This is a genomic window from Glutamicibacter sp. 2E12, assembly GCF_050030965.1.
Taxonomy (GTDB): Bacteria; Actinomycetota; Actinomycetes; order Actinomycetales; family Micrococcaceae; genus Glutamicibacter.
On the sequence record NZ_CP188297.1, the window covers coordinates 2,415,113 to 2,439,731 of the forward strand.

Below are 24,619 nucleotides of genomic sequence, written 5' to 3' on the forward strand. Positions count from 1 at the left end.
CGCCTAGCCGGAGGACAAGTTGTACGCCGGGAATGGCGGGATGAACCAGTCTCCGGCGGTGGTTGCATCGTTGAGCGCGCGCACCGTCTCCTGGACCGCGCGGCTGCGCAAGGCTTCTTCGCGTCCCACCAGCCAGTACTCGGACTGGTAGGTGAACTGGTCATGGAGCACGGGAACCATATTCGGGTAGTGCTCCGAGAGGAAGGTGGGGAGCAAGCCGATGCCTGCATGGTTCATGGTGGCCGCATATTGCACCGCGATGCTGGTGGAGGAAATCGCGCGGTGCATCGGCGGCAAGGCGGCGGTGGCCTCGTCGAGCTTGTCCACCGTCAGCGCGGTGTCGATGTAGTAGTTCAGGCTATGCCCGGCCAGATCGGCAACCTGTGCCGGGGTGCCGTGGGCTTCCAGGTACTCGGCCGTGGCGTAGAGCCGCAGCTCGTAATCCAGGAGTTTCGTGGAGGCCGCCTTGCGGACGCTGGGTTCGCCAATGACAATCTCCAAATCCATGCCGGTCCGCGTCTGCCGTGCACGGGTGGTTTCCGAAACGATCTCGAAGACCAGTTGCGGATGCTTTAGCTGGAGCTTTGCCAGGGCCGGAGCCGCCAGGTGGGCGCTGAAGGCGTCGGGAGCGGCGACGCGCACATGGCCGGCCAATGCACCGGTCTCCTTCTGGGAGCCGATGGCTTCCACGGCCTGCTCGATGGCTTCCGCGCTGGACATGGCCCGGCGCCCCAGGTCCGTCAGTTCCCAGCCGTTGGGAGAGCGCGTGAGCAGGTGGCCGCCCATGGCTTTTTGCAGTGCGTCGATGCGACGGGAAATCGTCGAGTGGTTCACCCCGAGAACATTCGCGGCGGCGGTGTAGCGGCCCAGGCGTGCAACGGTCAGCAGGGCAATGAGGGATTCGAGATGGCGGTAATCGATCTGACGGTCCATGGTCCACAGTCTGCCATGCCTCGTGTGCGCTAGCGCACACTAGGCTTGCGCAATTGGCGTGCCCAAGTGCATTGAGTCTGGCACGCCGTGCACCCTACGCTGGCCTGACAAGGACAATACTCAAGGACGAGGGGTGTGCAGATGAGCACGTACGCATGGATTGGCCTGGGCAACATGGGCGGACCGATGACCGCGAATCTGGTGGCCGCAGGGCACACCGTGCGCGGTTACGACCTGGACGAGCAGGCCTGCGCCGCCGCGGCCGGCGGCGGAGTCCAGATAGCCGGATCGATCGCCGAAGCCATGGACCAGGCCGACGCCGTGTTCACCATGCTGCCCAAGGGAGCGCACGTGCGCGCGGTCTATGAGGGTGACGCCGGCATTTGGGCCAACGCCAGCAAGGACATGCTGCTGCTGGATTCCTCCACGGTGGACATCGAGACTTCCCGCTACATCCACGCGGGCTCCGCGCAGCGCGGCCTGCACTTCGTCGATGCCCCAGTCTCCGGCGGCATCTCCGGAGCCGCGGCCGGAACCCTGGCCTTCATGCTCGGCGGGGCACCAGAACTGATGGAGCAGGCCACCGGATTCATCGCCCCGATGAGCGGGAAGACCATCGTTGCCGGGGGCCCCTCCATGGGCATTGCCGCCAAGATCTGCAACAACATGATGCTGTTCATCGACCTGATGGCCAGCGCCGAAGGCTCCCAGCTAGCCGAGGCCCTGGGCCTGGACCCGGAAGTCTTCTGGCAGATCGCCTCGGTCTCCTCGGGACGCTCCTGGGCGCAGCAGACCTGGTACCCGGTGCCGGGCATCATCGATACCGCCGCGGCGAACAACAATTTCGAGGCCACCTTCCGCACCGACTTGGCCCGCAAGGACATCGGGCTGGCCCTGGACGCGGGCGCAAGCACCGGGGTGCAGCTGCCGGCAGCCAGGTTGGCCCGCGAGCACTTCGACGAACTGATCGAGCAGGGGCTGGGTGACAAGGACTGCTCGCTGATCGTGAAGAACCTGCTGCCAGAAGGTGGCGTGCGCGGGTGGAACCCGGAGTCGGCCGAAGCCAACCAGCCAACCGCGGGCTGAGCATGCGCCAGATCCATGCCGCGGTACTTGAGCGCCGGGAGAACCAGCGGCCCTATGCCGAGCACCGGCCGCTGGCGATGCGCCAGCTGCAACTGGAAGAACCCGGGCCCGGCGAAGTGCTGGTGCGCATCACCGCGGCCGGACTGTGCCATTCGGACTTGTCGGTGATCGACGGGAACCGGCCTCGTCCGCTGCCGATGGTGCTGGGCCACGAGTCAGCAGGCATCGTCGAGCAGGTGGGTGATGGGGTGGATCTGGACATCGGCCAGCAGGTGATCTCGGTCTTCCTGCCCCGCTGCGAGCATTGCGAAGCGTGCGCCAAGGGCGGCAAGCTGCCGTGCAGCGCCGGCACCGCGTCCAACGGAGCAGGGACCCTGCTGACCGGCGCTCGCCGGTTGGCCCTCGATGGCCAGCCGGTCCATCACCACCTCGGCGTCTCGGCCTTTGCCGACTATGCGGTGATGGATGCGCGCAGCCTCATCCCGGTGGGCGCGGACGTTCCTGCTGAAGTGGCCGCGGTGCTGGGCTGCGCGGTGCTCACCGGCGGCGGTGCACTGCGCAATGCCGCCGGGGCAACCGGCGACCAGGATGTCGCCATCGTCGGCCTGGGCGGGGTAGGCATGGCCGCCTTGCTGGTGGCCGCGGGGCAAAGGAGCACCGGCAGGATCCTGGCCGTTGACGCCAATGAGGACAAGCTGGCCACCGCGCTGGCATTGGGCGCCGATGAAGCCTGCACGCCGCAGGCCCTGGGGCAGCGCACCGCCGAAATCGTGATCGAGGCCGCGGGGCATCCGCGTGCCTTCGAAACCGCCTTGCAGGCCACCGGCGTGGGCGGAACCCTGGTGACCGTGGGGCTTCCGGCTCCGGGCGCGATGAGTAGCATCGAGCCCCTGGGCCTGACCGCAGGAGCACGCACGATCATCGGCAGCTACATGGGTTCTGCTCTGCCGAAGAAGGATATTCCCTACTACGAGCAGCTCTGGCGCTCCGGCAAGCTCCCTGTGGAGAAACTCGTGGAAACCAGGCCGCTGGCCGAGGTCAACGACGCCCTGGATGCACTAGCCGAGGGACGGTCGGTGCGCCAAGTTCTGCTGCCCTGAAATCAGGGCAGAAGGCCAGTAGGATTGGTGGGTGACTGATTCCACTGCGGGGCCCCGTGCCCTGGCAACGCTGACTGACATCCGGGTATTCGATTACCTTTGCCAAGCCCCGGCGACCCGTACCCAGATCGCTGCGGATCTGGGGATCTCCAAGCCTACCGCATCGCAGGCGATCTCGCGCCTGCAGGAGAACGGGCTGGCCTCGGCCATCGAGCGGGACAACGAGCCCAAGCGCGGCCGCGTTCCCGAGCACTATGCGCTGGACAGCGGCTTCGGCCACCTGCTGGCACTGTGCCTGCAGGCAGAATTCCTGCAGGTCCGCGCCACCGACCTGGCCGGAAAGACGCTGGTGGACCGCTTCTACCCGCTGACGGCGCAAACCACCGCCGCGCAGGTAGAGCAAATGGGAGCCCGCGAGATCTCCCGCGTGGCCGCTGAGCTCGGCTCCCCATTGCTGGCCGGGGCCGTGAGCCAGTCAGCCCCGGTGCAGCGCGATGGCGGGCTGCGAGTCCTGGCCACCCCGATTTTCCCTTCCTCCGGGGCCAACCTTGCCGGCCAGTTCGCCGGCGGGGTTCCGGTGCTGCTGGATAACGACGTGAATTGGATGGCCCTGGCAGAAGCCGGGGAGCTGGCCGGTTCCTTGATGATGATCTACATCGGTTCCGGCCTGGGCGCAGGCCTGGTCATCGACGGTGCGCTGCACCGCGGCAAGCACGGCACCGCCGGCGAGCTGGAGACCCAGCTGGTAGGCACCGCGAACCTGCGCGATGCGCTCGGCGAGGCCGGGATGTTCCAGACCCGCGTGCTCTGGGAAAAACTGGCCGATGAACGGAACTGGCCAGCCTTCCTGTCTCCGTTCGGCCGCGTCCTGGCCAACCTGATCGGCTTCGTTGATCCGCAGCGAGTGGTGGCGATCGGCCCGGGGCTCACCCCGCAATTGTGCTCGGCGCTGGAAAGCGAACTGAACAGCCTGCTGCCCAAACCGGTTCATGTTCAGCTTTCCACCTTGGGAACCGAGGCCGCGGCACGCGGCGCTTTGGCCGGCGCCAGGGAGCTGGCCTTGGCCAACTTATGGGAAAACTACCGGGTACGTTGACCAAAGTGATCCAAGCTATATATTGTAAAGAGTCCTTAAAATTTTATTTGCTTCACCGGGGAGACCACTGATGGCACCATCTGACGCATCGGCATCCATGTCGCAGTTCGCTGCCATCGGCCTTGATCTGGGCGGCTCGTCGATCAAGTACGGATTGGTTGGAACCGACGGCAAGCTTGTTGAGAGCACCTTCAGCAAGGCAGCTACCCCTGAGGGCGCGCATCCGGATGCTGTCGCCCAGGTGATGGCGGGCATCGTTGCCGACCTGCAGGAGCTCACCGGCGACGAGCTGGCAGGAATCCCCGCTGGCGTCACCGTGCCTGGCATCGTCATCGACGGCGTCGTGCACTCGGCGGCCAATATCGACAAGGCCTGGATCGGCTTGGACGTCACCGCCACCTTCAGCGCGATCCTGGGCCGCGACGTCTTTGTGCTCAACGACGCGGATGCCGCCGGCGTGGCCGAGGTCTACGCGGGTGCCGGAGCCGAACATGGCAAGCCGGTCAAGGGCAGCACCTTGCTGCTGACCCTGGGCACGGGCATCGGCTCGGCCTTCTTCCGCGACGGCGTGCTCTTCCCGAATGTCGAATTCGGCCACCTCGAAATCGACGGATTCAATGCCGAGAGCAAGGCTGCCGCGCGAGTCATGCACGAGGAAAACCTCAGCTGGGAGCAGTACATCGCCCGCCTGCAACGCTACCTGTCCCACGTGGAATTCCTGTGCAGCCCGGATTTGATCATCATCGGCGGAGCGATCTCCGAAGACCACGAAAAGTTCCTGCCGCAGCTGGAACTGCGAGCCAAGATCGTGCCTGCCCAATTCAACAACGCCGCCGGGGTACTGGGCGCTGCGCACCGCGCGCTGAAACCCGGCAACTAGGAACCTATGCATACGATTGACCCGAAGGCCCAGATCAAGCTCGTCGCCGTTGACATGGACGGCACTTTCCTGGACGGCGAAGGCAAGATCCCCGAGGCATCGTGGGCTGTGATCGACAAGCTCCAGGCCCGCGGCATCAAGTTCGTGCCAGCTTCCGGGCGCCAGTTCGCGACCCTGCGCGAGCAGTTCGCCCCCTTGGGGGAGATCGCGATCATTGCCGAGAACGGGACCGTCGTGATGCACGGCGAGAACGAGATCTACTCCAACATCATCGACCCGCCATCGGTAGCCGCCGTCATCCAGGCCGTGCGCGGGCAAGCGGCGCTGGATGCCGGATTGGTGCTGTGCGGACGCCGCACCGCCTATGTGGAGCGCGCCGATGAGCAGTTCGCCAACGCCGTGGCCCCGTACTACCGCGCCGTGCAGGTGGTTGAAGACCTGGCCCAGGTCGAGGACGAGATCATCAAGATGGCCGTCAACGTCGGCACCGGCGCCGTGCAGGAAATGGCGGCAGCGCTGCAGGTGCCGCTGCAGGTGGTGATCTCCGGCAGCCACTGGGTGGATGCCATGAACCATGGCGTGCACAAGGGACTGGCCCTGGCAGCCTTGCAGGACAAGCTGGGAATCAGCGCGGATGAAACGGCAGTTTTCGGCGACTACCCCAATGATCTGGAAATGATCAAGGCCGCCACCTACTCCTTCGCCATGGCCAATGCGCATCCGGTGGTGGCAGAAGCCGCGAACTTCACCGCGCCTTCCAACCTCGAGCACGGTGTGCTGCAGGTGCTCGGCGCCTACCTCGATGGGCGTACCCGGCTCTAGCCAAACCGGCAAGAACATTCCGAAGGCCCGGGCGGAAGGAGTGTTCCTCCACCCGGGCCTTGGCATGCCGCCGGCGGCGCGATCGACTTGGGAACCGGAGTCCGCTACCTGGCCAGGTAATGCCCCAGGCCCGCCAGCGCGGCGCGAACCCCTGTTGCCAGGGAAAGCTCGTAATCAGGCAGGAAATACGGCGAGTGGTTCACCGGTGGCGCCTCGTCACGGGGCAGGAACCCGCCGAAGAACCAGTAGACGTACGGCACCGAAATCTCATCTCCCAGAGCCCCGAAATCCTCGGATCCCATGGCAGCGGGCAGGTCGACAACTTTGCCTTCCCCGAGTTCCCGGCTCAAAGCCTCCTTGACCTGCTCGGTGTGGCCCGGATCATTGTGCAGCTTGGGGAAGGAATTCAGCGTTTCGATCTCAGGTGCCGGAGCATTCGACGCGGCGGCTTCGGCGCTCACTATGCGTGAGACCCCATCCAGGATTTGGGTGCGGGTCTGCTCATCGAAGGTCCTGATGTTCAAGGTGAATTCGGCGCGATCCGGGATGATGTTCTCCTTCAACCCGGCGTGGAACGAGCCGCAGGTGAGCACCGCAGGAGTCTGAGGGTGCAATTCCCGCGAAACCAGGCTCTGCAGGCGCGTGATCGTGTGCGCGCCCTGGACGATCGGGTCGATGGAGTCTTGCGGCTGTGAGCCGTGGGACTGCTTGCCGTGCAGCGTCACCTTCAGCGAATCAGCCATTGCCATGGCGGGGCCGCTGGTCAGGCCCACCGAGCCCGCGGCGAAAGGAAAGACATGCTGGCCGAGGATGACCGAGGGTACCGGGGCCTTGTCCCACAGTCCGTCTTCGAGCATGGCCCTGGCACCAGCGCTGGTTTCCTCGCCGGGCTGGAAAATCCACACGATGGTTCCGTTCCACGCCCCCGTCTGCTCGGCGAGCCGGGCAGCGGCGGTCAGCGCCGCGGTGACATGGGTGTCGTGACCGCATCCGTGCATGACCGGGACGTCAGTGCCATCGGCCAGCTGGCCGCGAGCTTCCGAAGCATAACTGGCTCCGGTATCTTCCGCGATGGGCAGGCCATCGGTATCGGCGCGGAACCCTACCACAGGCCCCTCGCCATTGCGTTGGATGCCGACGACGCCGGTACCGCCGCAGACGAAGTTCTCGATTCCCATGGTGTCGAGTTGCTTGCCGATATAAGCGGCGGTCGCGCGTTCCTGCATTGACAGTTCGGGATTGGCATGCAGGTGGCGATACATTTCGTGCATAAGCTCGGCTTGCTCGCCAGTCAGGACGGTTTGCAATGCGCCAGCGGGTTGGGTATTCAAAGTGACTCCTTTAGTCAGCAACGGGCGTGTGGACTGCTTTGCGATCGCGCACGATCCACGAAACGATGATGGAGAAGAGCACAACCAGGGCTGTGCCGAACAGGGCCAAGGATGGAACCAGCGGGATGACCACGAAATACATGGTCAGCGACAGCACGATGGCAACTATGGTCGGGCGAACCTGCTTCATGGCGACGATGGCCTGGACAAGTACCGCTCCCATCAGGGAGGGCAAGATGTAGATTCGGGCTACCTCGATCATGTCGTTTGGAATGATCGAGACCAGCCAGGACCCGAAGATCCCCACGAAGACCAGCAGGCTGGTCAGGTGGACGGTGGCCGCGCCGCCGATGGCCATCACCGAGGCCAGATCGCCGCGCCTGGTGCCGGGCTTGGCATTGATCGCGGACTGGGCCACGATGGCGGCAGGCAGCAGCTTGTTGGAGATATTGCCGATCATGAAGGCCTGGTACATAGCTGCCGAACCCAGGATCGGGAAATAAGTCAGTGGTTCGACAAACCAGAAAATTCCGAAGGTGGCCGCAACGGCGGCGAAGGCGACCCAGATCATCGAAGGGCTGATGTCGAGGTCCGTGAAGAATACGAGGTAGATCGGGCCGAGCAGCGAGAGGATCAAGCCGGCTGTCATGGTCAGTGAACCGTAGCGTGTGGTCTGCTGCTCGAAGCGGGCCATCGAGGCGTCCGCAGTGGTCATTGCTGGTGAGCTCATGGGTTCTGTCCTTTCTAATTCGCTATGCGGTGTGCATCAGGTAGCCGGCGGTGATCGAGATCAGGATCGCGAATCCCAAGGCCCATTCCTTGAGCCATTTGGCTTGGAGCACTTTGGCCAAGAAGAGGAACAAAGCCATGGAGGCTGCCGAGATCAGCACCAGCGTCATGTGGATGCTGGACTTGGGAATTTCGGCGATGGTCAGCATGCTGAACGCTCCGAGCAGGGCTGCGGTGGGGATCAGGGCCATGGCCGCTGGGTTGCGCTTGGCCAAGGACTTGCCGCCGCGTTTCAAGACCGGGGTCAGCAGCAAGGTGCAGAGCATCCACATGCCTCCCGATAGGCTCATGGCCATGAAGGCCACGGCGAAAACTTGTTGGGTGTAGGTATCCCCGCCGAGCATCGAGCCCATGGATTGGGCTGCCAAGTTGGCGCTGGCCGTTTCCGTGGAGGCCGAGCCGATCAGCCCGATGCGGACAAGAACGGCTGGCGTTCCGAACAGAGCCAGTAATGCGATGGCGACCAGCACCACCGAGAGGGATGGCCCGATCGAGGCGACGGCACCGGCACGGAAGGCTTCCTTGACTTCGCGGACGGGCATATCGACATGGGGTGCTGCGGCCTTGGCAGCACGGACATAGAGAATGGTCTGGACGAAGATCACGGCGAAGACGCCCAGAGCGCAGAACCACAGGAAAGGGCTGTTGGCGACGGCCCAGATGTCAGTTGAAACTGGATCGCCGGCTGCAAGGGGGAAATGCATCGGAACTCCTTCGATATTCACCAGCATGATGTGATGCCGGTCTCATTGAATTCAAGGTTCCTCCTATTGGAGGCCTTCGGCAAGGAATGTCGGAATTAGCCATATTTATGGCGAGATCCCCCAAAATGGCGAGTTTTCTTGAGGAGTATTCCATTTGCGGTCAACGTAGACGGAAGATTGTGACACATATCGCAATGCAGTCATCCTTTAGAAAGGCACGGCCATGAACGAGATCCAGCAATTGAGCGCCACGGAGCTCACGGCAAAGATCCGCAACCGCGAGTTGTCGGCGCGTGAGGCCTTGGAGAGCCATATCCAGGCAATCGATGAAGTTAACGCCCAAATCAACGCCGTGGTCATCACGGATTTCGAACGCGCGCGAATTCTCGCTGCTAAGGCCGATGAAGCCACGGCGGGAAACGAGCCGACTGGAGTGCTCCACGGTCTGCCGATGACGCACAAGGACACGTTCAACACCGCCGGCTTGCTGTCCACCCAGGGGTCGCTGGCATTAAAGGACAACGTCCCAGAGCAGGACGACTTGCAGATCGCCCGACTGGCAGCAGCAGGCGCGATCAGGACGGGGAAGACCAATGTCCCGGAATTCGGAGCCGGATCGCATACCTTCAATGAATTGTTCGGCACCACGACGAATCCCTATGCGGTGGATCGATCGGCAGGAGGCTCCTCAGGCGGCGTAGCCGCCGCGGTCGCCGCTAGGATCCAGCCGCTCGGTGACGGCTCAGACATGGGCGGTTCGCTGCGCATTCCGGCCAGTTTCTGCAATGTCATTGGTTTCCGGCCCTCCTACGGGGTCATCCCGCTGGAGGCGGAATCCAATGCCTACTCCTGGCTGGCCCGTTCGGGACCGATCGCACGCACAGTGGAGGATATCGCGCTGTTCATGCGAGCCAGCGCAGGTGACGACAGGCTTCCGACCCCGAACAAGCTCTCAGCCAGCGATTTCGGCACTCCCGAACCAGAATTGCGCGGAGTCCGCATCGGCTATAGCTTCGATTTCGGGATCGGTGTTCCGATCGAGCGCGAGGTCGTAGAGGTATTGCATCGCCAACTCTCGGTTTTCGAGGCCGCTGGCGCAATTGTCGAAGAGGCGTGCATTGACTTTACCGATGCCGACGAAGTCTTCGGCAACACCAGGGCCTTCGATTTCGCCACTAATCTTGGCGGACTAGTGCGGAGCCACGGCTCGCTGATCAAGCCCGAGGTCCTCTGGAATGTCAAGAAGGGGACGGACCTCGACGGAGAAGCCATGATTTCGACGATGGCGGCCCGAACCCGGCTGGAACGAGCAGTTCAGCGCTACTTCTCGCGCTACGATCTGTTCCTCTCCCCGGCAACCCAGGTCTTGCCCTTCGACGCAGCGCAGCGCTGGCCTGAGCAAATCGCTGGAACCCGCGCCGAGACCTATCTGGACTGGATGCGATCTGCCTGCCTGCTCTCGGCCACGAGCCTGCCGGTCATCGCCATGCCAGGAGGCTTCACCGAGTCCGGGCTTCCGGTGGGATGGCAGCTGGCGGCGAATCACTACAAGGACGCCCAGCTGCTCAATTGGGCTGCCGGCTACGAGGAGCAGAACCGCTTCGCGGACGTGATGCCGGTTCTGGCCACTGATCCGCAGTCGGTGGCCGTCAATGCAGTCAAGACCGCCAGCGCCTGATACCGGAATTCTAGAGAGGCAAATATGAACAAGGAACAGCACAGCACCGGACCGCTGTCCGGGTACACCGTCATCGACTTGTCGCGGGCCTTGGCTGGACCGCATGCCACGATGATGCTTGGCGATCTGGGAGCCCGAGTAATCAAGGTGGAAAATATCCAGGGCGGCGATGACACCCGAGGCTGGGGTCCGCCCTTCGTCGGGCCGGAGGAGGACCGCCAATCGACCTATTTCCTCTCGTGCAACCGCAACAAGGAATCCATTGCCCTGGATCTGAAGAGCCCCGACGGAATCCAGACCCTGCGCAGCCTGCTGACGCAGGCCGATGTCCTGGTAGAGAATTTCCGCCCCGGAGTGCTGGACCGGCTCGGCTTCGACGATGCAGCCCTGCAGATGATTAACGGAAAGCTCGTGACCCTCTCGATTTCCGGCTTCGGCCATGACGGCCCTGAAGCCTGGCGCAGCGGATACGACCAGATTCTGCAGGGCGAGGCCGGGCTGATGTCGCTGACCGGTTCCGGACCGGAGGACCCGCAGAAAGTCGGCGTTCCCATCGGAGACCTGCTGGCCGGGATGTATGGATCCTACGGCGTGCTGGCGGCCCTGCTGGAACGCGAGCGCACGGGCAGAGGCCAGCATGTGCGCACCTCGCTGCTCGCATCGATCATCGGAGTGCATGCCTTTCAGGGCACCCGCAGCACGGTTGCAGGACAGGTTCCGCGCGCCCAGGGCAACCACCATCCATCCATCGCGCCCTATGGACTGTTCCGCAGCGCCGATGGCTTTGTGCAAATTAGCGTGGGCAGCCCGAAGCTCTGGGATTCACTGGTGGCGGCATTCCAGCTGCCAACCGAGGGGTTCGAAACCAATGAGCATCGCGTCGAACGGCGTGACGAGCTCATCGAAGCCATCGAAGAAAAGTTCAAGCGCCACGGTACCAGCCAGCTGCTGGAAATGCTCGGTGAAGCCGGCGTCCCTGCCGGCATCGTCAGAACCCTGGATGAGGTGTACGAATGGGACCAGGTGCGCTCGCAAGGCCTGGCATTGAATGTCCAGCACCCGTTGCTAGGGGAGCTGACTCTCCCAGGCGCGCCGCTGCGGTTCTTCGAGGGCGGCAAGGAAGTCACCCGGACCGGGCACTCCGCTCCGCCACTGCTGAACCATGACGAGCAGCGGATCCGGGAATGGCTCAAGACCCGCGCGCAGCAGGCGGTGCGTTGAGTATGGTGCAGGAGAAAATCGAGCACATCAGTGCACAGCACATGATCGACCAGGTGCTCGATGTGGGCAGCTTCGAGAGCTGGGATGAGCCGGCGGATTATTCTTTTGCCGATGACGCCTACCGGGCCCAGCTGGAAGAAGTCGCGCGCCGTTCCGGGGCCGACGAAGCGGTACTGACCGGATCCGGCACAATCAATGGCCGCAAAGTGGCCGTCGTCCTCTCCGAATTCGGATTCCTGGCCGGATCAATTGGCCAGGGCACCTCCCGCAGGATTGCTTCGGCATTCGAAAAAGCCGCCGCATTGGGACTGCCGGTACTGGCTTCCCCGGCCTCGGGCGGAACCCGGATGCAGGAGGGAACCCCTGCGTTCGTGTCGATGGTGCACATCACGGCCGCGGTTAGGGCGCATTCTGCTGCCGGGTTGCCATACCTGGTGTACCTGCGGCATCCCACCACCGGAGGGGTTATGGCGTCGTGGGGATCCACCGGGCACATCACCATCGCACAGCCCGGTGCCCTGCTGGGATTCCTTGGCCCGCGCGTGTACGAGACCATCTACGGCAAACCCTTCCCGCAGGGAGTGCAAGTCTCCGAGAATCTCCACAAGCACGGGCTGATCGACGCCGTGGTCCCGGTCCATGAGCTGGGCGGGCTGGTCAACCGGGTGCTTGCAATCATCGCCCCGGGAGATCCGATCGACTCGATTGCCGGCTACCCCTTGGCAGATGACCGGAGACTCACCGAATCCCAGGTGTGGGATGCCATACTCGCCACGCGCAAATCCCGACGCCCCTCGGTGCGCCACGTCATCAAGTACGCCGCCAGCGATGCGTTGCAGCTTTCCGGGAGCACCGAAGGGGAAAGCGATCCGCGGATGTACCTGGCGCTCGCGCGCATCGGGGGCCAGCCGGCGGTGGTCATCGGCCAGGACCGGTCGCGGATAGACCACTCCGAAAACCTCGATCCGCTGGGGCCTGCCTTCCTGCGCGAAGCCCGGAGGGGGGCGCTGCTGGCACAGAATCTGGGCATAGCGATGCTCACCGTGATCGACACCGAAGGAGCGGCGCTGAGCCGTGAGGCCGAGGAAGGCGGCATGGCCGGGCAGATTGCCCGCTCGCTGAGCACCTTGGTGGGCATTGGCGTTCCGAGCGTTTCGCTGCTGCTGGGCCAGGGCACCGGAGGCGGCGCACTTGCCTTGCTGCCGGCTGATATCTCCATAGCCGCAGCAAACTCCTGGCTCTCCCCGTTGCCGCCGGAGGGAGCCAGCGCGATCATGTACCGGGACACGGAGCACGCCGCACCGTTGGCTTATGCCCAGAAAACCGATGCATACTCGCTGCGACGTGCGGGGATAGTACAGGTGATCGTCCCCGAGGAGTATGATGTGACCACCGCTCCGAAGCGCTTCTCGCTGGAAGTCGGAGCGGCAGTGTCCACGGCGCTTGCGCAGCTTGCGGCGACAGATGCCGCGCAGCTGCCTGGCCGGCGCGCGCTGAAGTATGCATCGATTGGCCGGCCGAAAACGGCCAACCAGGAGGTGCGGGACGCCGCTGGATGACTAGAACAGAGGAACGGATGATCGAGCTGAGCACGGTGCAACGCCGCATCATTGCCGCCCTCCAAGTGGACGGGCGAGCCACCTGGCGGAAGATAGCTGCCGTGCTTGACCTGCCTGAACGCTCGGTCGCCCGCCATGGCGCGTGGTTGCTGGAGAATGGGCTGGTTACGGTTGCGGCGATCCGCCACCGCGAGCATTCGCTGCTGATCGCGTGCACTTGCGCCCCGGGCACCGGGCGGATTGCCAGTGAATCCTTGTCTTCCCGGCCGGATACCAGCTTTTCCTACCAGGTCACTGGCCGGGAGGATCTCGTCGTGGAAATGCACTACAACGGAGATGTGACCGAAGTGCTCTCCCTGGAACTGCCTGCTACGCCGGGGGTCTCGTCGATTGTCGTGTATCCGGTGTTGAAGTACTTCAAGACGATCCGCGGGTGGCGCCTGGGATCCTTGAAGCCCGCAGAAGAGCTTGCCTTGCAAAAGGACCCGGATGTCACGAGCTGGCGCATCCAGCCGAACCTCAACTCCAAGGACGAGCAGATCATCGATGCTTTGCACGATGACGGCAGAGCCAGCTTCGAGTCGATTGCCCGCCGGGTGGCGATGAGCGAGACCTCTGTTGCGCGGCGGATCGATTGGCTCCTATCCACCGGGCAGATCGCCATTCGCGCCCTGGTTGAGCCCCTGGCCGTGGGGTTGCCGGTCGAGGCATTGCTCTGGGTTTCGACGACGCCATCCCAAGTCGAAAAATTGGGCCAGCGACTCGCCACCCGACCGGAAGTTCGCTATGCAGCGGCCGTGGCCGGGGATTGCCAGTTGGTGGTCGACGTGACGGTGGCCAACCAGGCCGAGCTCTATGACTTCATTTCCCACAGCGCCTGGGGGAACTCGATGCTGCAAGTTAAGGCCTCTCTGGTGGTTAGCGCCCGCAAACGCGGTGGGCGGCTGATCAGTAGCTGAACCAGACCAGGAAACCGCGTCGTGCAGCACCAGAATTCAACTGGAGTCCAACTCGTCTTTGGCCGCTGTTCGCCGCTGGGCCCAGGAAGGTGAACGGCAAGTGAACACTTCCCCGAAAGGCGATAATAATGCGTAATATCGCCTCAACGGTTCGGAACCGCTTCGGAAGTGGCATAGTCTCACGATACCGGGCGGCATGGCTTCGCTCGCGCTGTTAACAACCAGTTAACGCTGCAGGGGTGAAAGGAATACCGGCAACCGTGAGCAAGAGGTTGACCTACGGGACGAACCAGGGAACGGCTACGCCTGAAAGCGCGTGGCGCAAACGCAAGGACGCGTGGGAGCACTTGGGCTATGTGCTCAGCGAGATCTCTTCTGAATACCAGGAGGAAGACCGCCGCACGGAGCACGAACTGGAGGCCGGCCGGTTGCTGGGGCTGCTGGCAGCCATAGAACCGTACTGGGCGAATCCCGGCATCGAATACTTCAACGAGGTTTCCCGGCTCATGTCCGGCGGGCAGTACGAAGATGCCATGAAGCTGGTCTACCAAGCGAACCAGACCTTCAGGACGCTGACCCAGTACATTGACCTTGAAGGCCATGACGAGGCGGAACAGGATCCATCCCAGCTGGGCAACGGTGCACCTGGCAACGCCAGGGTGCAGGCCCCGATGGTGGAAATCCTGCTGGTGGATAATGGCCCGGCGGAGGAGATCGAGCTTTTCAAGGAAGAAATCGCCGAACAGCGCCAGCGCACCGATCCGTTCCACTACAACTTCGTGGTGGTGCCCAGCGTGGAAGACGCCCTGGCCGCGATCCTGATCAACCCCGGCATCCAGTCCGTCGTGCTGACCGCCCGCTTTGATGTGCGCACGCGTCGCCGGCTCTCCTCGACGCTCAAGAATTTCATAGCCCGGCGGATGGAAGGCTACTTCCAATCCACCAGGCAGATCCAGGGCCTGCTGGATCTGGAAAACATCCTCGATGAACTGCGCCCCGAAGTCCCGGTGTACCTGATCGCCGGGGTCGCCCTGGAATCGATTGCCCACGAGATCACCGGGCGTTTCCGCCGGATCTTCTCGCGCAATGACCGGATGGATCTGCACCTGTCGATTGTCTCGGAAGTGCTCGAACGCTACCAGACCCCGTTCTTCAACGCGCTGCAGAAGTACGCCAAGCGGCCTGGCGGGGTTTTCCACGCCATGCCGATTTCCCGTGCAGGTTCGGTGCAGAACTCCCCATGGGCCAGGGACCTGGTGGACTTCTATGGCAAGAACCTGCTGCTGGCCGAAACCTCGGCCACCTCCGGCGGGCTTGATTCCCTCCTGGACCCGCAAAGTTCCATCAAGAAGGCCCACGAGCTGGCGGCCCGGGCTTTTGGCAGCCACCGCACCTACTTCGTCACCAATGGCACGTCGACCGCCAACAAGATCGTGCACCAGTCGATTCTCGCTCCGGGGGACATCGTGCTGGTGGACCGTAACTGCCACAAGTCCCACCACTACTCGCTGGTGCTCGCCGGGGCGAACGTCAGCTACCTGGAGGCCTACCCGCTCAACGAGCATTCGATGTACGGGGCGGTGCCGCTGGAGGAGATCAAGGGACGGCTGCTGCAGCTGCGCCGCGAGGGCCTGCTGCACAAGGTCAAGATGCTGACCTTGACCAACTGCACCTTCGACGGGATCATCTACGACCCGCGCCGGGTGATGGAAGAATGCCTGGCCATCAAGCCGGATTTGGTGTTCCTCTGGGACGAGGCCTGGTTCGCCTTCGCAGGATTCCACCCGGTGTACCGCCAGCGCACCGCCATGACCGTGGCGGCCGTGCTCGAAAAGCAGCTGGAGACCGCGGATTACCACCAGCGCTACGCCGCGCAGCGTGCGGCCCTTCCATCACCGGGCACCGTGGAGCACCCGGAGAATGACCAGGCCTGGCTGGAGACCCGGTTGATTCCGGATCCGGAGCAGGTCCGCTTGCGGGTGTACTCCACGCAGTCCACGCATAAGACCCTGACCTCCTTGCGCCAGGGCTCGATGATCCACATCTACGACCAGGATTTCGCGGTGCGCAACCTCAACGCCTTCCGCGAGGCCTACATGACCCACACCTCCACCTCGCCGAACTACCAGATCCTCGCTTCGCTGGATATCGGCCGCCGTCAGGCGGAGCTGGAAGGCTACGCGCTGGTGCAGCGCCAGGTCGATTTGGCGCAGTCGATTTCGCGGGCCATGGCGCGCAACGAGCTGCTGGGCAAGTATTTCAAGATCCTGCATTCGACGGACCTGATCCCGCAGAAGTACCGCCAGTCCACCACGCAGAACCCGGTGCGCGACGGGCTGGCAGCCTGGGACGAAGCCTGGGCGGAAGACGAGTTCGTGGTCGACCCCTCGCGCCTGACCCTGGACATCAGCCGCACCGGCGTGGACGGGGACACCTTCAAGCACGAATACCTGATGGATGGGCATTCGATCCAGGTCAACAAGACCAGCCGCACCTCGGTGCTGCTGATGACCAATATCGGCACCACCCGTTCGGCCGTGGCGCACCTGATCGAGGTGCTGGTGAAGATCGCCGAGGAACTGGACCGCAAACGCCGGCTGGATGGGAGAGTGCTGGCACTGGGCAAGAAGCCTGCGGCCGAACAGATTCCCTTGCCGGACTTCAGCGCCTTCGCTCCTGAATTCGCAGGAGGCGGTGGAAGCGGGGACATGCGCTCGGCCTACTACCTGACCTACCAGGACCCGGCGACGCATTTCCTGTCCTCCGCGCAGATCCGCACCCAGCTGGTGAACGGAGAACGCGTCGTGTCGGCGGTATTCGTCACCCCGTACCCGCCGGGATTCCCGGTGCTGGTCCCCGGCCAGGTCATTACCCTGTGCATTCTGGATTACATGGACCGGCTCGATACCAGAGAGATCCACGGCTACCACCAGGACCTGGGCTACCAGGTGTTCACCTGCGAAGCCCTGGAACAGGTCGCGGAGCAGCAGCCCTGAGCGGGTTGAGCGGATTGCCTTGAACGCAGCTTGCGGACCCACCCGGCATCCCCGGGTGAGTTCCGGCTTCCGCGGCGAAGAACGCTGCACGCAAGAACAGGTGCCGTCATGAACCGAAAGGCCCTGATCCGCGCACCGAATGCGCAAATCAGGGCCTGAGTCCCGAGCAGCCCTAAGGCTGTATTTTCCGTCCGGCCAGATGCGCCGAGATCGCCTCGAACGCACGAATGGTCGGGAACAGCTTGGAAGCATCCTGCGGCAGCGGCCAGCTGGAAAGCTTGACCGCGACCAGCTTGGTCGCCGGATCCATATAGATCATCTGGCCATGGATGCCCAGGGCCACCGCGGCCCCGGTGGCAGGGTTCGGGAACCAGATCTGGTTCCGGTAGTGCCCGCCGGGCATCATGTTGTCGCCCGGGGACTGGGCGAACGCCTGGACCAGTGCGGGATCGGTGGCGAAGGTGTCGGCGATCCATGCCTCGGAGAGAACCTGCTTGCCGGTCAGCGCACGCCCGCCATTGACATAGAGATGGCCGAAACGCGCCAAATCGCGCAGGCAGGCGTTGAATCCGCCGTCGAACATTCCGGTGCCGAATTGGTCAACGCCCATCACCAGATCCTGCTGGGCACCGAGCTTGGACCAGACATAATCCGAAAGCAGCTCCTGCAGCGGGGCGCCGCCGGCGGCTTCCAGCACCCAGCCCAGGGCGTCGGTCTCGCAGGAACGGTATTCGAAGACCCCGCCGTGCGGTCCCTTGGCCTGCAGGGTCAGCAAGAACTCGTACATCCCGATAGGCCCGATGCCGCCACGCGACGGGGCCCAGCCGATGGCCTCCTCCAGCTGGCGCACCTCGGCATTGGGATCCAGATACTCTTCGGAGAATTTGATCCCGGAGCGCATATCCAGCAGGTCGCGCACCCGGGCGCCGGCATAGCCGCTGCGTTCCAACGCCGGCACGTAGGTGGCTACCGCCTGCTCGGCATCAAGCATTCCGGCGTCCACCAGCGCCCCGGCCAGGGAACCCACCAGGGTCTTGCTGACCGACATCAGCAGATGATCGGTCAGCGACGTCATGGTGTTGTAGTACTTCTCCCAAAGGATCCGTCCATTGTGCATGACCAGCACGGCGTCGGTATTGGTCGCGTGCATTACCCCGCGCACGGTCAGCGCCGGGTCGGTAATGCTCGCCTTGGCCACTTCCAGTTTGCCCAGCTTCTCCTCGGCCAGGTGCAGTCTGACGATCGGGCCATCGCCGCGCGAAACCTTCACGGTGGGATGGATCCTGGCGATGTTCTGGAATGAGCGCTTGATATTCTGCGGGTACTGCCAGGTGGCGATGTTCAGCGCCTTGCTGGGAGGACCTGCCAAGTTGGCCGCCATGTGCCCGGCGGCATCAGTCGCTTCAGTTGCCATGCTCTGATGGCGGAACGTCAATTCCCTTGTATTGGGATCGGATACAGGAGATGAAGTGCTTGGCATCGATGCTGAGCTTGGTTTTCTTCTTGCCTTCGTACTGCAGCTTGGCCTTGGTGACCAGGACCCCAAGATCGGCTCCCTTCCATCGGTAATCCTCTACGCCGTAGATGCGCAGGAAGAATGCTTCCTTGTGGGTCTGTAGCTGGTGCCAGTCCAATGCGGAACGGGAAAATTGCAGCTTGCCGCGCGAGTCGAGGTAATAGTTTCCGGTGCGTGGGGCATGGGTGATGTACTGCAGGATGTCATCGGTTTCCTTGATGATCATGTGGCTCCAGACATCAGCCCCGCTCATCTCTTCCCAGCGAGCATTGATCTCGTCAATGTCCAGCTCGAATTCCACATCAAGGAATTCAAGCAGGTGGAAGAGGAACAGCGGCACGTCGGCATAGGCTCCGGCGGTGACGTTGGTGATGGCGCTGGCCCCGGAGATGCGCGGGTTCAGTTCGCCCAGGTACACCTCGTCGGTGTCGGTGTCCACCAGCACGTCCACCTCGAAGAAGCCGCGGTAGCCGGTGTCCTTCAGACCGTTGCCCACCTTGCGGACCAGATCGATGGCGCGCGAACGCTGCGAGTCGGTGACCACATCCGGGTGCATCTCATTGCCGCACCAGCCGCCCTTGTACGGAGTCAGTTCCTTGTAGCCGGCCAGTTCGGTCAGGATCGGCCCCACCACCGTGCCGCATTCGGTCAGCACTGCCTCAACGGCTACCGGCTGGTTGTTGATGCGCTTCATGATCTTGAGCTGTTCGCCGATGATGTTCTTGGCATGCGCCTTGAACTGCGCCTTCGAGTCGATGAAGAAGGTCGTCTTGCCCGAATCCCCGTAGGGGGTCTGGACCACCAGGTCCTTGCCCAGGCCGGCTTCCCCGGCCAGTTCCATGAGCTCGTCGTAGTTATCGGCGGTGCCCAGCACGTTGGGCACCGATGGTGCGCCGGCGGCATTGCCCAGCTTGGTGGTAACGATCTTCGAGTCCAGTTCGGTGCGCAAGGCGGCCGAGGGCAGGATCAGGTCGTAGCCCAGTTCCTCGCAGATTGATTCGGTTTCCTCGTCGAAGAAGACCATCGCGATCTTCGGCCGGGGACCGCCCGGGGTGCACTGGGAATCGATGTATTCGCGGACCTCGGAGTTCTCCAGCAGCCAGTTGTTGATCTCTTCGGCGCTCTGGAAATCGACATAGGGCTTCTCGGCGGGGGTGAAGACCCGCGGGTGGTGGCCGTCCCAGCCGTCGTAGTAGGTGATGTAGCTGAATTTGCGGACCCATCGGTCAAGGCCCAGCAGATTGACCGGGGTGGCGCCGAGGAAGAAGATCGGAGTGGTATTGGTGCGGAAGAAATGGCGAACTTCGCTCATGTTCTTCAGCTTGCGGTCCATGCGCAGGACCTTGGCCGGGAGATTCGCGGGTTCGGACTCGTTGTAGGCCGCGTCGACGGCGACGTTGGCGCTGAGCTGATCGGTAACAACGCGCGCCTTGTGGCGCAGCTTGTCCAGATCGCTGGGTTTGGGCATGCGGTGGCGAGAAGCCGGGGCGTGGGCTTCAAGAATGTTGGCCATGATGTGGAGATGTCCTTTGAAACTGTCCGAAGAAGGGCGGTTGCACGGCACAATGCGTGACAGTTTCATGCTCAGCGCTCATCGTAAGCACCGGCACACGTTCTGCTTAACGCGTGGTGAACATTGAGCCCGCCCCCGCCGCTGCGGCTTGTGACGTGGCATGCAACGGCAGGTTCGAGCCCAAAGCGAGGTAAAGGTTACTCCTTATTGCGGCAGCTGGCGGCCGCTAGCCAGCCACTGTCGAGGCGAAATCCAGCTGCTGGAATTCGAATCCGGCCTGCTGCAGGACTTCGCTGGTGACCTTGCGGCCGGTCAACGCGACCCGGGCATTGGTTCCCATGACCGCGGCGCCGATCTTGGGCAGCACCGACCCAGTGGGCAGGCCAGGCAGCCCAGCGATGGATCGCAAGGCGGCCATGACCTCGGCATTGCGCAGCGGCTTCGGGCTGGCGGCATGCACCAGGCCGGCAGGGATGGAGGGCTCTTCGAAGCCGAGCAGGCACCGGATCAAGCGCAGCCAGTCTTCTAGCCCGATCCAGCTGAACCACTGCTTGCCGTCCCCCAGGGGACCACCCATGCCGGTATTCACCAGCAGGTTCAGCGGGCCAAGCAGGGGAGCGTCGGGGTGCATCACCAGCGAAGTGCGCAAGAGATAGCGCTGTTCGGCGTTGACCGCGGCTTCGGAGAAGGCCTGCTCCCAAGCCGAAGCGACCCCGGTCATTTCCGGCAGGGCGCGCTGGTCGCTGGGAACGGGGCTGGACTCGGTCAGCTCTTCCTCGCCGGCGTCACCGAAGATGGCGGTGGTGCTGGCCTGGATCCAGGTGGCCAGCTGGGGCGCCGAGGCTGCGGCTTCGGCCAAGGTCTTGGTGGAGGCCACACGCGAGTCGGTGAGCGCTGCGATGTTCTCCGGGGTGTTGCGCTTGTCGACGCGCTCGCCGGCCAGATTGACCAGGTGCACCGGATTCTTGCTGGACAGCGCGCGGGCCCAGGGCCCCTGGTGCACGCCATCCCAGCTGTACTGCTCGGCAGGGAAATCGTTTTCTGGGTTGCGGGTCAGCACCGATACTGAAATTCCGCGGCAGACCAGATCGGCGACGAGGTTGCGGCCAAGGAATCCGCGACCACCGGAGATCACCACATGGGCATCGCGTTTGCGGTGCGCACCCGGGGCGATGATCCGGTACAGGCGGGCCGCCGCAATGGCGAAGTCCTTGCACAGGGCGTTGGCCACGGTGAATTTGAAAGCGGTGGTGCCCGGGCCGTTGAGCTCAGCGGTGAAGTGCAGCACGGGTCCGTGCTCATGGGGCTCTACCTGCCAGCGCAAGACCATTTCACCGGCCGGCTGCGGCTGGGTGAACTCCACCATGAGGGTGTCCTGGTTGCGCCGGGTGATGGAGCCCGAAGGCGCGGTGCTGCGGTGCAACGGGCCGAAGAACTTGCCCGGCGGCAACAGATCCACCTTGGTGCCCACGCCGCGCTGGTCGTCATGCACGATGAAGCCGTCGAAGCTCTTCATCCACTGGCCGGTCTGCGACAGGTTGCCCACGATCGAATAGACGGCCTGCGGGTCAGCGGCCAGGAACTGCGACTCGGTGCGCTGCCAGTGCGTGAATTTACTCGTGGTGCTCATCTTGGAATAGTTCCTTCCAGCTCGGTTTCTCGGGCATAGCTCTAGGCTACTGTGCCCGGTGCACTTCGGCAGGATAGACATCGAAGCCTGCCTGAACTGTTACACCAGGGTCCTGGAACGGGAAAAGCTCCCTTGGTCCATGCGGACCAAGGGAGCTTCGGATCGGGGCGTTGGCTAGGCAGTAACCTTGGCGCCGACTTCCTGTTCCATTTCGGTGAACTCGCCATCGATGGTCGGGTTCGGGCGGTAGGTTGCCCGGGAAACCAGCCATGCGACAACCAGTGCGGCGAGGAAGCCCGGGACGATCTCGTACATGGCCGAGGCCAGCACGTCCACGTTGCCCCAGATGAACACCACGACGGCGCCGGTGACCATGCCGGCGAAACCGCCCACGGCGGTCAGCTTGCGCCAGTACAGGGCCAGCAGGACAACAGGGCCGAAGGCGGCACCGAAGCCTGCCCACGCGAAGGAGACCAGCTCAAGGATGGAGGAGTTCGGGTTCAGCGCCAGCAGGGCGGCGACGACGGCCACCAGCAGTACGCCGGAGCGGCCCAGCATGACCAGGGCCTTGGGCGAAGCCTTGCGGCCGGTGATGTTGTACAGGTCCTCCACCAGTGCCGAGGAGCAGACGATCAGCTGCGAGGACATGGTGGACATGATGGCCGCCAGCACAGCGGCGAGCACCAGGCCGGCGATCAGCGGGTGGAAGAAGATCTGGCTCAGCAGCAGGAAGACAGTTTCGCTGCTGGCCTTGTCCAGCGGCTGATCGGCGAAGTACGCGACGCCGATGAACGCGGTGGCGATGGCGCCCAGGGTGGTCAGGAACATCCAGCCAATGCCGATGCGCCGTGCGGTCTTCGCTTCGCCCGGGGTGCGCAGCGCCATGAAGCGCACGATGATGTGCGGCTGGCCGAAGTAGCCCAGGCCCCACGCTGCGGTGGAGAAGATGGCCACGGCGGCCAGGATCGCGCTGTTGTCGCTGAAGGAGGAGAACAGGTTGAACGCTTCGGGATTGACTTCGGTGACCTTCGAGGTAATGTCCCCGATGCTGCCGATCTGGATGACTGCCACAATCGGCACGGCAATCAGCGCGGCGAACATCAGCAAGCCCTGGACCATGTCGGTCAGGGACGCCCCGAGGAAGCCGCCGAACAGGGTGTAGAGCAGGGTGATTCCTGCCACGAAGAACATGCCCGCAAGGTACTGCCAGCCGAAGGAAGCCTCGAAGAACTTGCCTGCAGCCACCATTCCGGAGGATACGTAGAAGGTGAAGAACACCAGGATGATCACCGATGCGCCGATGCGCAGCAGGTGGCTGTTGTCCTTCAGGCGCTTTTCGAAGAAGCTCGGGATGGTGATGGCGTTCTGCGAGATCGCGGTGTAGGAACGCAGCCGCGGAGCGACGAACTTCCAGTTCAGCCACGCGCCGATGAGCAGGCCGATGCCGATCCATGCTTCGTGCAGGCCGCCGAGGTAGATGGCGCCGGGCAGGCCCATGAGCAGCCAGCCCGACATGTCGGATGCGCCTGCGGACAGGGCTGCGACCCACGGCTTCAGGCCGCGGTCGGCCAGCATGTAATCGTCAATGTTGTTGGTGCGGCGATATGCAATATAGCCGATGCCAAGCATGGCGGCCATGTAAATTGCGATCGCAATCATCTGGAAAGTCTGGTCGGACATTTTTCCTCATTACCGTTTGTGCCTGGGGCTTTTCTCAGCCGCCATAGGCGCGGATTTCTGTGGTGCGAGTCACCACTATGGCACTAATTCTCCGGTTTGTCGCCGGGTGCCATTTGGTCTGTGATCATTCTGTTATCTAGTCGACCGTATCGAAGTCTGCAGGGGTAGCCAAAATCGCGGAGTTGCTTGCATCACTCATTCCGGGCTGCGCGTGCAGCGATTTGCGCACCGCGCGGATGGCCGGGGACTGGGTGGAGGAATGCCGCATGGCGGTGAAGATGGTGCGCTCCGGAGAGCCGGGAAGATCCACCGTGCGCAGGCTGCTGCGCTGGTCGCGCAGGACCAGCTCTGGGAGCATCGCCACGGCGTTGCCCGAAGCGACTAACTGCACGTGAGCCTGCAAATCAGCGGTTTCGTAGCGCAGGTCCGGCTCGAACCCTGCAAGCCGGCAAGCCTGCAGGGCCCAGTGCCGGCTGGCGGCACCCGCGGGTTCCACCACCCAGGGCAGTGAGTTGGCATGCTCCAAGGTGTGCACCCGGTCGAATTCTGCATTTCCGGCCGCGCCTCGTGCCGGCAAGGCCAGGCGGATCGGATCGTGAGTCAGAACACGCCGATCGAGGTTGTCGTAGTGCGGCGCGGAATGTCCCGAGTACTGCTCCGCGACCACCAAATCGAAACTTCGGCTGCTGGTTTCATTCAGCGCGTCGGCTGGTTCCTGCTGGCTCATTTCCACCCGCAGATTGGGGTGCCTGGTGCGCAGTTCGCGCAGTACCGGCGGCATGAGCCGGAGCATGGCCGTCTGGAAAACCGCTAGCCGGACGGTTCCGGACACCGTGGACATGGCCGCGGACAGGTCCGCTTCGGCGCGTTCCATGGAATCGAGCAGCTCTTCGGTGTGGGCCACCAGGATCTGGGCCTGCGGGGTGAGCTTGAGGGTGCGTCCGGTGCGCCGCAGCAGCTCCACCCCGGTTTCGGTTTCCAGCTGGCTCAGCTGCTGCGACACGGATGAGGGGGAGTAGCTCAGCGCGTCGGCCACCTCGGCAATGGTTCCGCGGATATGCAATTCGCGAAGCAAGCGCAATCTTCTCAGTTCAAGCACGGTTTTCCCGCCATTCAGTTAATAGGG

19 protein-coding genes are annotated in these 24,619 nt (G+C 63.3%); 10 read left to right on the forward strand and 9 right to left on the reverse strand.

Features of this window, described 5'->3' with window-relative positions; all coding sequences use genetic code 11:
• Positions 1 to 3 precede the first annotated feature (3 nt).
• Positions 4 to 933, reverse strand: a complete 930-nt coding sequence (locus tag ACP3TE_RS11325; RefSeq protein WP_105662687.1) for a LysR family transcriptional regulator — start codon at positions 931 to 933, stop codon at positions 4 to 6.
• A gap of 141 nt (positions 934 to 1,074) precedes the next feature.
• On the opposite strand from ACP3TE_RS11325, the gene mmsB reads away from it, so the two are divergent.
• From mmsB to ACP3TE_RS11350, 5 genes are all read left to right on the forward strand, one after another.
• Entirely contained in the window at positions 1,075 to 2,019 is a 945-nt protein-coding gene (gene mmsB, locus ACP3TE_RS11330) for a 3-hydroxyisobutyrate dehydrogenase (RefSeq protein WP_105658908.1), read from the forward strand.
• Positions 2,020 to 2,021: 2 nt separating this feature from the next.
• On the forward strand, positions 2,022 to 3,119 hold the full coding sequence (locus ACP3TE_RS11335) for an alcohol dehydrogenase catalytic domain-containing protein (protein WP_426736223.1): 1,098 nt from the start codon (positions 2,022 to 2,024) through the stop codon (positions 3,117 to 3,119).
• A 31-nt stretch (positions 3,120 to 3,150) separates the two neighbouring features.
• A complete protein-coding gene (locus ACP3TE_RS11340; protein WP_332499328.1) occupies positions 3,151 to 4,215 on the forward strand; it encodes an ROK family transcriptional regulator in 1,065 nt (354 codons plus the stop codon).
• Positions 4,216 to 4,285: 70 nt separating this feature from the next.
• The gene (ppgK, locus tag ACP3TE_RS11345; RefSeq protein WP_426733607.1) at positions 4,286 to 5,095 is read left to right on the forward strand and encodes a polyphosphate--glucose phosphotransferase; all 810 of its coding nucleotides are present in this window, start codon (positions 4,286 to 4,288) and stop codon (positions 5,093 to 5,095) included.
• A gap of 6 nt (positions 5,096 to 5,101) precedes the next feature.
• On the forward strand, positions 5,102 to 5,917 hold the full coding sequence (locus ACP3TE_RS11350) for a Cof-type HAD-IIB family hydrolase (protein WP_133834900.1): 816 nt from the start codon (positions 5,102 to 5,104) through the stop codon (positions 5,915 to 5,917).
• Between the two features lie 104 nt (positions 5,918 to 6,021).
• Here ACP3TE_RS11350 and ACP3TE_RS11355 read toward each other — a convergent pair whose 3' ends face one another.
• From ACP3TE_RS11355 to ACP3TE_RS11365, 3 genes are all read right to left on the reverse strand, one after another.
• Complete coding sequence (locus ACP3TE_RS11355) at positions 6,022 to 7,188, reverse strand: amidohydrolase (protein ID WP_105658906.1); 1,167 nt, start codon at positions 7,186 to 7,188, stop codon at positions 6,022 to 6,024.
• Between the two features lie 70 nt (positions 7,189 to 7,258).
• Positions 7,259 to 7,978 carry a hypothetical protein gene (locus tag ACP3TE_RS11360; RefSeq protein ID WP_105658885.1) on the reverse strand — a complete coding sequence of 240 codons (720 nt, stop codon included), beginning with the start codon at positions 7,976 to 7,978 and terminating at the stop codon, positions 7,259 to 7,261.
• 22 nt (positions 7,979 to 8,000) lie between these two features.
• Positions 8,001 to 8,741, reverse strand: coding sequence for a DUF5058 family protein (locus ACP3TE_RS11365; protein ID WP_105658905.1), 741 nt, complete (start codon positions 8,739 to 8,741; stop codon positions 8,001 to 8,003).
• 223 nt (positions 8,742 to 8,964) lie between these two features.
• Between ACP3TE_RS11365 and ACP3TE_RS11370 the strand changes: the two genes are divergently transcribed.
• The 5 genes from ACP3TE_RS11370 to ACP3TE_RS11390 all read left to right on the forward strand — a co-directional run bounded on the left by ACP3TE_RS11370 (position 8,965) and on the right by ACP3TE_RS11390 (position 17,154).
• Positions 8,965 to 10,419, forward strand: a complete 1,455-nt coding sequence (locus tag ACP3TE_RS11370) for an amidase (RefSeq protein ID WP_105658884.1) — start codon at positions 8,965 to 8,967, stop codon at positions 10,417 to 10,419.
• Positions 10,420 to 10,443: 24 nt separating this feature from the next.
• A complete protein-coding gene (locus tag ACP3TE_RS11375) occupies positions 10,444 to 11,640 on the forward strand; it encodes a CaiB/BaiF CoA transferase family protein (RefSeq protein ID WP_105658883.1) in 1,197 nt (398 codons plus the stop codon).
• A gap of 2 nt (positions 11,641 to 11,642) precedes the next feature.
• A complete protein-coding gene (locus ACP3TE_RS11380) occupies positions 11,643 to 13,199 on the forward strand; it encodes a carboxyl transferase domain-containing protein (RefSeq protein WP_400343771.1) in 1,557 nt (518 codons plus the stop codon).
• Positions 13,196 to 14,158, forward strand: a complete 963-nt coding sequence (locus ACP3TE_RS11385) for an Lrp/AsnC family transcriptional regulator (protein ID WP_286134385.1) — start codon at positions 13,196 to 13,198, stop codon at positions 14,156 to 14,158. The genes ACP3TE_RS11380 and ACP3TE_RS11385 overlap by 4 nt, the downstream gene beginning before the upstream one ends.
• A gap of 260 nt (positions 14,159 to 14,418) precedes the next feature.
• Positions 14,419 to 17,154, forward strand: a complete 2,736-nt coding sequence (locus ACP3TE_RS11390) for an aminotransferase class I/II-fold pyridoxal phosphate-dependent enzyme (protein WP_426733612.1) — start codon at positions 14,419 to 14,421, stop codon at positions 17,152 to 17,154.
• 172 nt (positions 17,155 to 17,326) lie between these two features.
• Here the strand turns inward: ACP3TE_RS11390 and ACP3TE_RS11395 are convergent, their stop codons facing one another.
• The 5 genes from ACP3TE_RS11395 to ACP3TE_RS11415 form a co-directional block, all read right to left on the reverse strand.
• Entirely contained in the window at positions 17,327 to 18,568 is a 1,242-nt protein-coding gene (locus ACP3TE_RS11395; protein ID WP_400343777.1) for a serine hydrolase domain-containing protein, read from the reverse strand.
• The gene (locus tag ACP3TE_RS11400; RefSeq protein ID WP_426733614.1) at positions 18,558 to 20,183 is read right to left on the reverse strand and encodes a biotin carboxylase; all 1,626 of its coding nucleotides are present in this window, start codon (positions 20,181 to 20,183) and stop codon (positions 18,558 to 18,560) included. Before ACP3TE_RS11400 ends, ACP3TE_RS11395 begins: the two co-directional genes overlap by 11 nt.
• Before the next feature lie 226 nt (positions 20,184 to 20,409).
• A complete protein-coding gene (locus ACP3TE_RS11405; protein WP_426733616.1) occupies positions 20,410 to 21,813 on the reverse strand; it encodes an NAD-dependent epimerase/dehydratase family protein in 1,404 nt (467 codons plus the stop codon).
• 174 nt (positions 21,814 to 21,987) lie between these two features.
• A complete protein-coding gene (gene putP, locus ACP3TE_RS11410) occupies positions 21,988 to 23,493 on the reverse strand; it encodes a sodium/proline symporter PutP (protein ID WP_105658877.1) in 1,506 nt (501 codons plus the stop codon).
• A 136-nt stretch (positions 23,494 to 23,629) separates the two neighbouring features.
• Positions 23,630 to 24,592, reverse strand: coding sequence for a LysR family transcriptional regulator (locus tag ACP3TE_RS11415; protein ID WP_133834891.1), 963 nt, complete (start codon positions 24,590 to 24,592; stop codon positions 23,630 to 23,632).
• Between the last annotated feature and the right edge of the window lie 27 nt (positions 24,593 to 24,619).

Coding starts and splice junctions, on each gene's coding strand:
- ACP3TE_RS11400 (WP_426733614.1), bottom strand. CDS start 20,183: ATGGCCAACATTCTTGAAGCCCACGCCCCGGCTTCTCGCCACCGCATG.
- ACP3TE_RS11380 (WP_400343771.1), top strand. CDS start 11,643: ATGGTGCAGGAGAAAATCGAGCACATCAGTGCACAGCACATGATCGAC.
- ACP3TE_RS11395 (WP_400343777.1), bottom strand. CDS start 18,568: ATGGCAACTGAAGCGACTGATGCCGCCGGGCACATGGCGGCCAACTTG.
- ACP3TE_RS11385 (WP_286134385.1), top strand. CDS start 13,196: ATGACTAGAACAGAGGAACGGATGATCGAGCTGAGCACGGTGCAACGC.
- ACP3TE_RS11375 (WP_105658883.1), top strand. CDS start 10,444: ATGAACAAGGAACAGCACAGCACCGGACCGCTGTCCGGGTACACCGTC.
- mmsB (WP_105658908.1), top strand. CDS start 1,075: ATGAGCACGTACGCATGGATTGGCCTGGGCAACATGGGCGGACCGATG.
- ACP3TE_RS11365 (WP_105658905.1), bottom strand. CDS start 8,741: ATGCATTTCCCCCTTGCAGCCGGCGATCCAGTTTCAACTGACATCTGG.
- ACP3TE_RS11325 (WP_105662687.1), bottom strand. CDS start 933: ATGGACCGTCAGATCGATTACCGCCATCTCGAATCCCTCATTGCCCTG.
- ACP3TE_RS11350 (WP_133834900.1), top strand. CDS start 5,102: ATGCATACGATTGACCCGAAGGCCCAGATCAAGCTCGTCGCCGTTGAC.
- ACP3TE_RS11355 (WP_105658906.1), bottom strand. CDS start 7,188: ATGCACGAAATGTATCGCCACCTGCATGCCAATCCCGAACTGTCAATG.
- ACP3TE_RS11360 (WP_105658885.1), bottom strand. CDS start 7,978: ATGAGCTCACCAGCAATGACCACTGCGGACGCCTCGATGGCCCGCTTC.
- putP (WP_105658877.1), bottom strand. CDS start 23,493: ATGTCCGACCAGACTTTCCAGATGATTGCGATCGCAATTTACATGGCC.
- ACP3TE_RS11370 (WP_105658884.1), top strand. CDS start 8,965: ATGAACGAGATCCAGCAATTGAGCGCCACGGAGCTCACGGCAAAGATC.
- ACP3TE_RS11405 (WP_426733616.1), bottom strand. CDS start 21,813: ATGAGCACCACGAGTAAATTCACGCACTGGCAGCGCACCGAGTCGCAG.
- ACP3TE_RS11335 (WP_426736223.1), top strand. CDS start 2,022: ATGCGCCAGATCCATGCCGCGGTACTTGAGCGCCGGGAGAACCAGCGG.
- ppgK (WP_426733607.1), top strand. CDS start 4,286: ATGGCACCATCTGACGCATCGGCATCCATGTCGCAGTTCGCTGCCATC.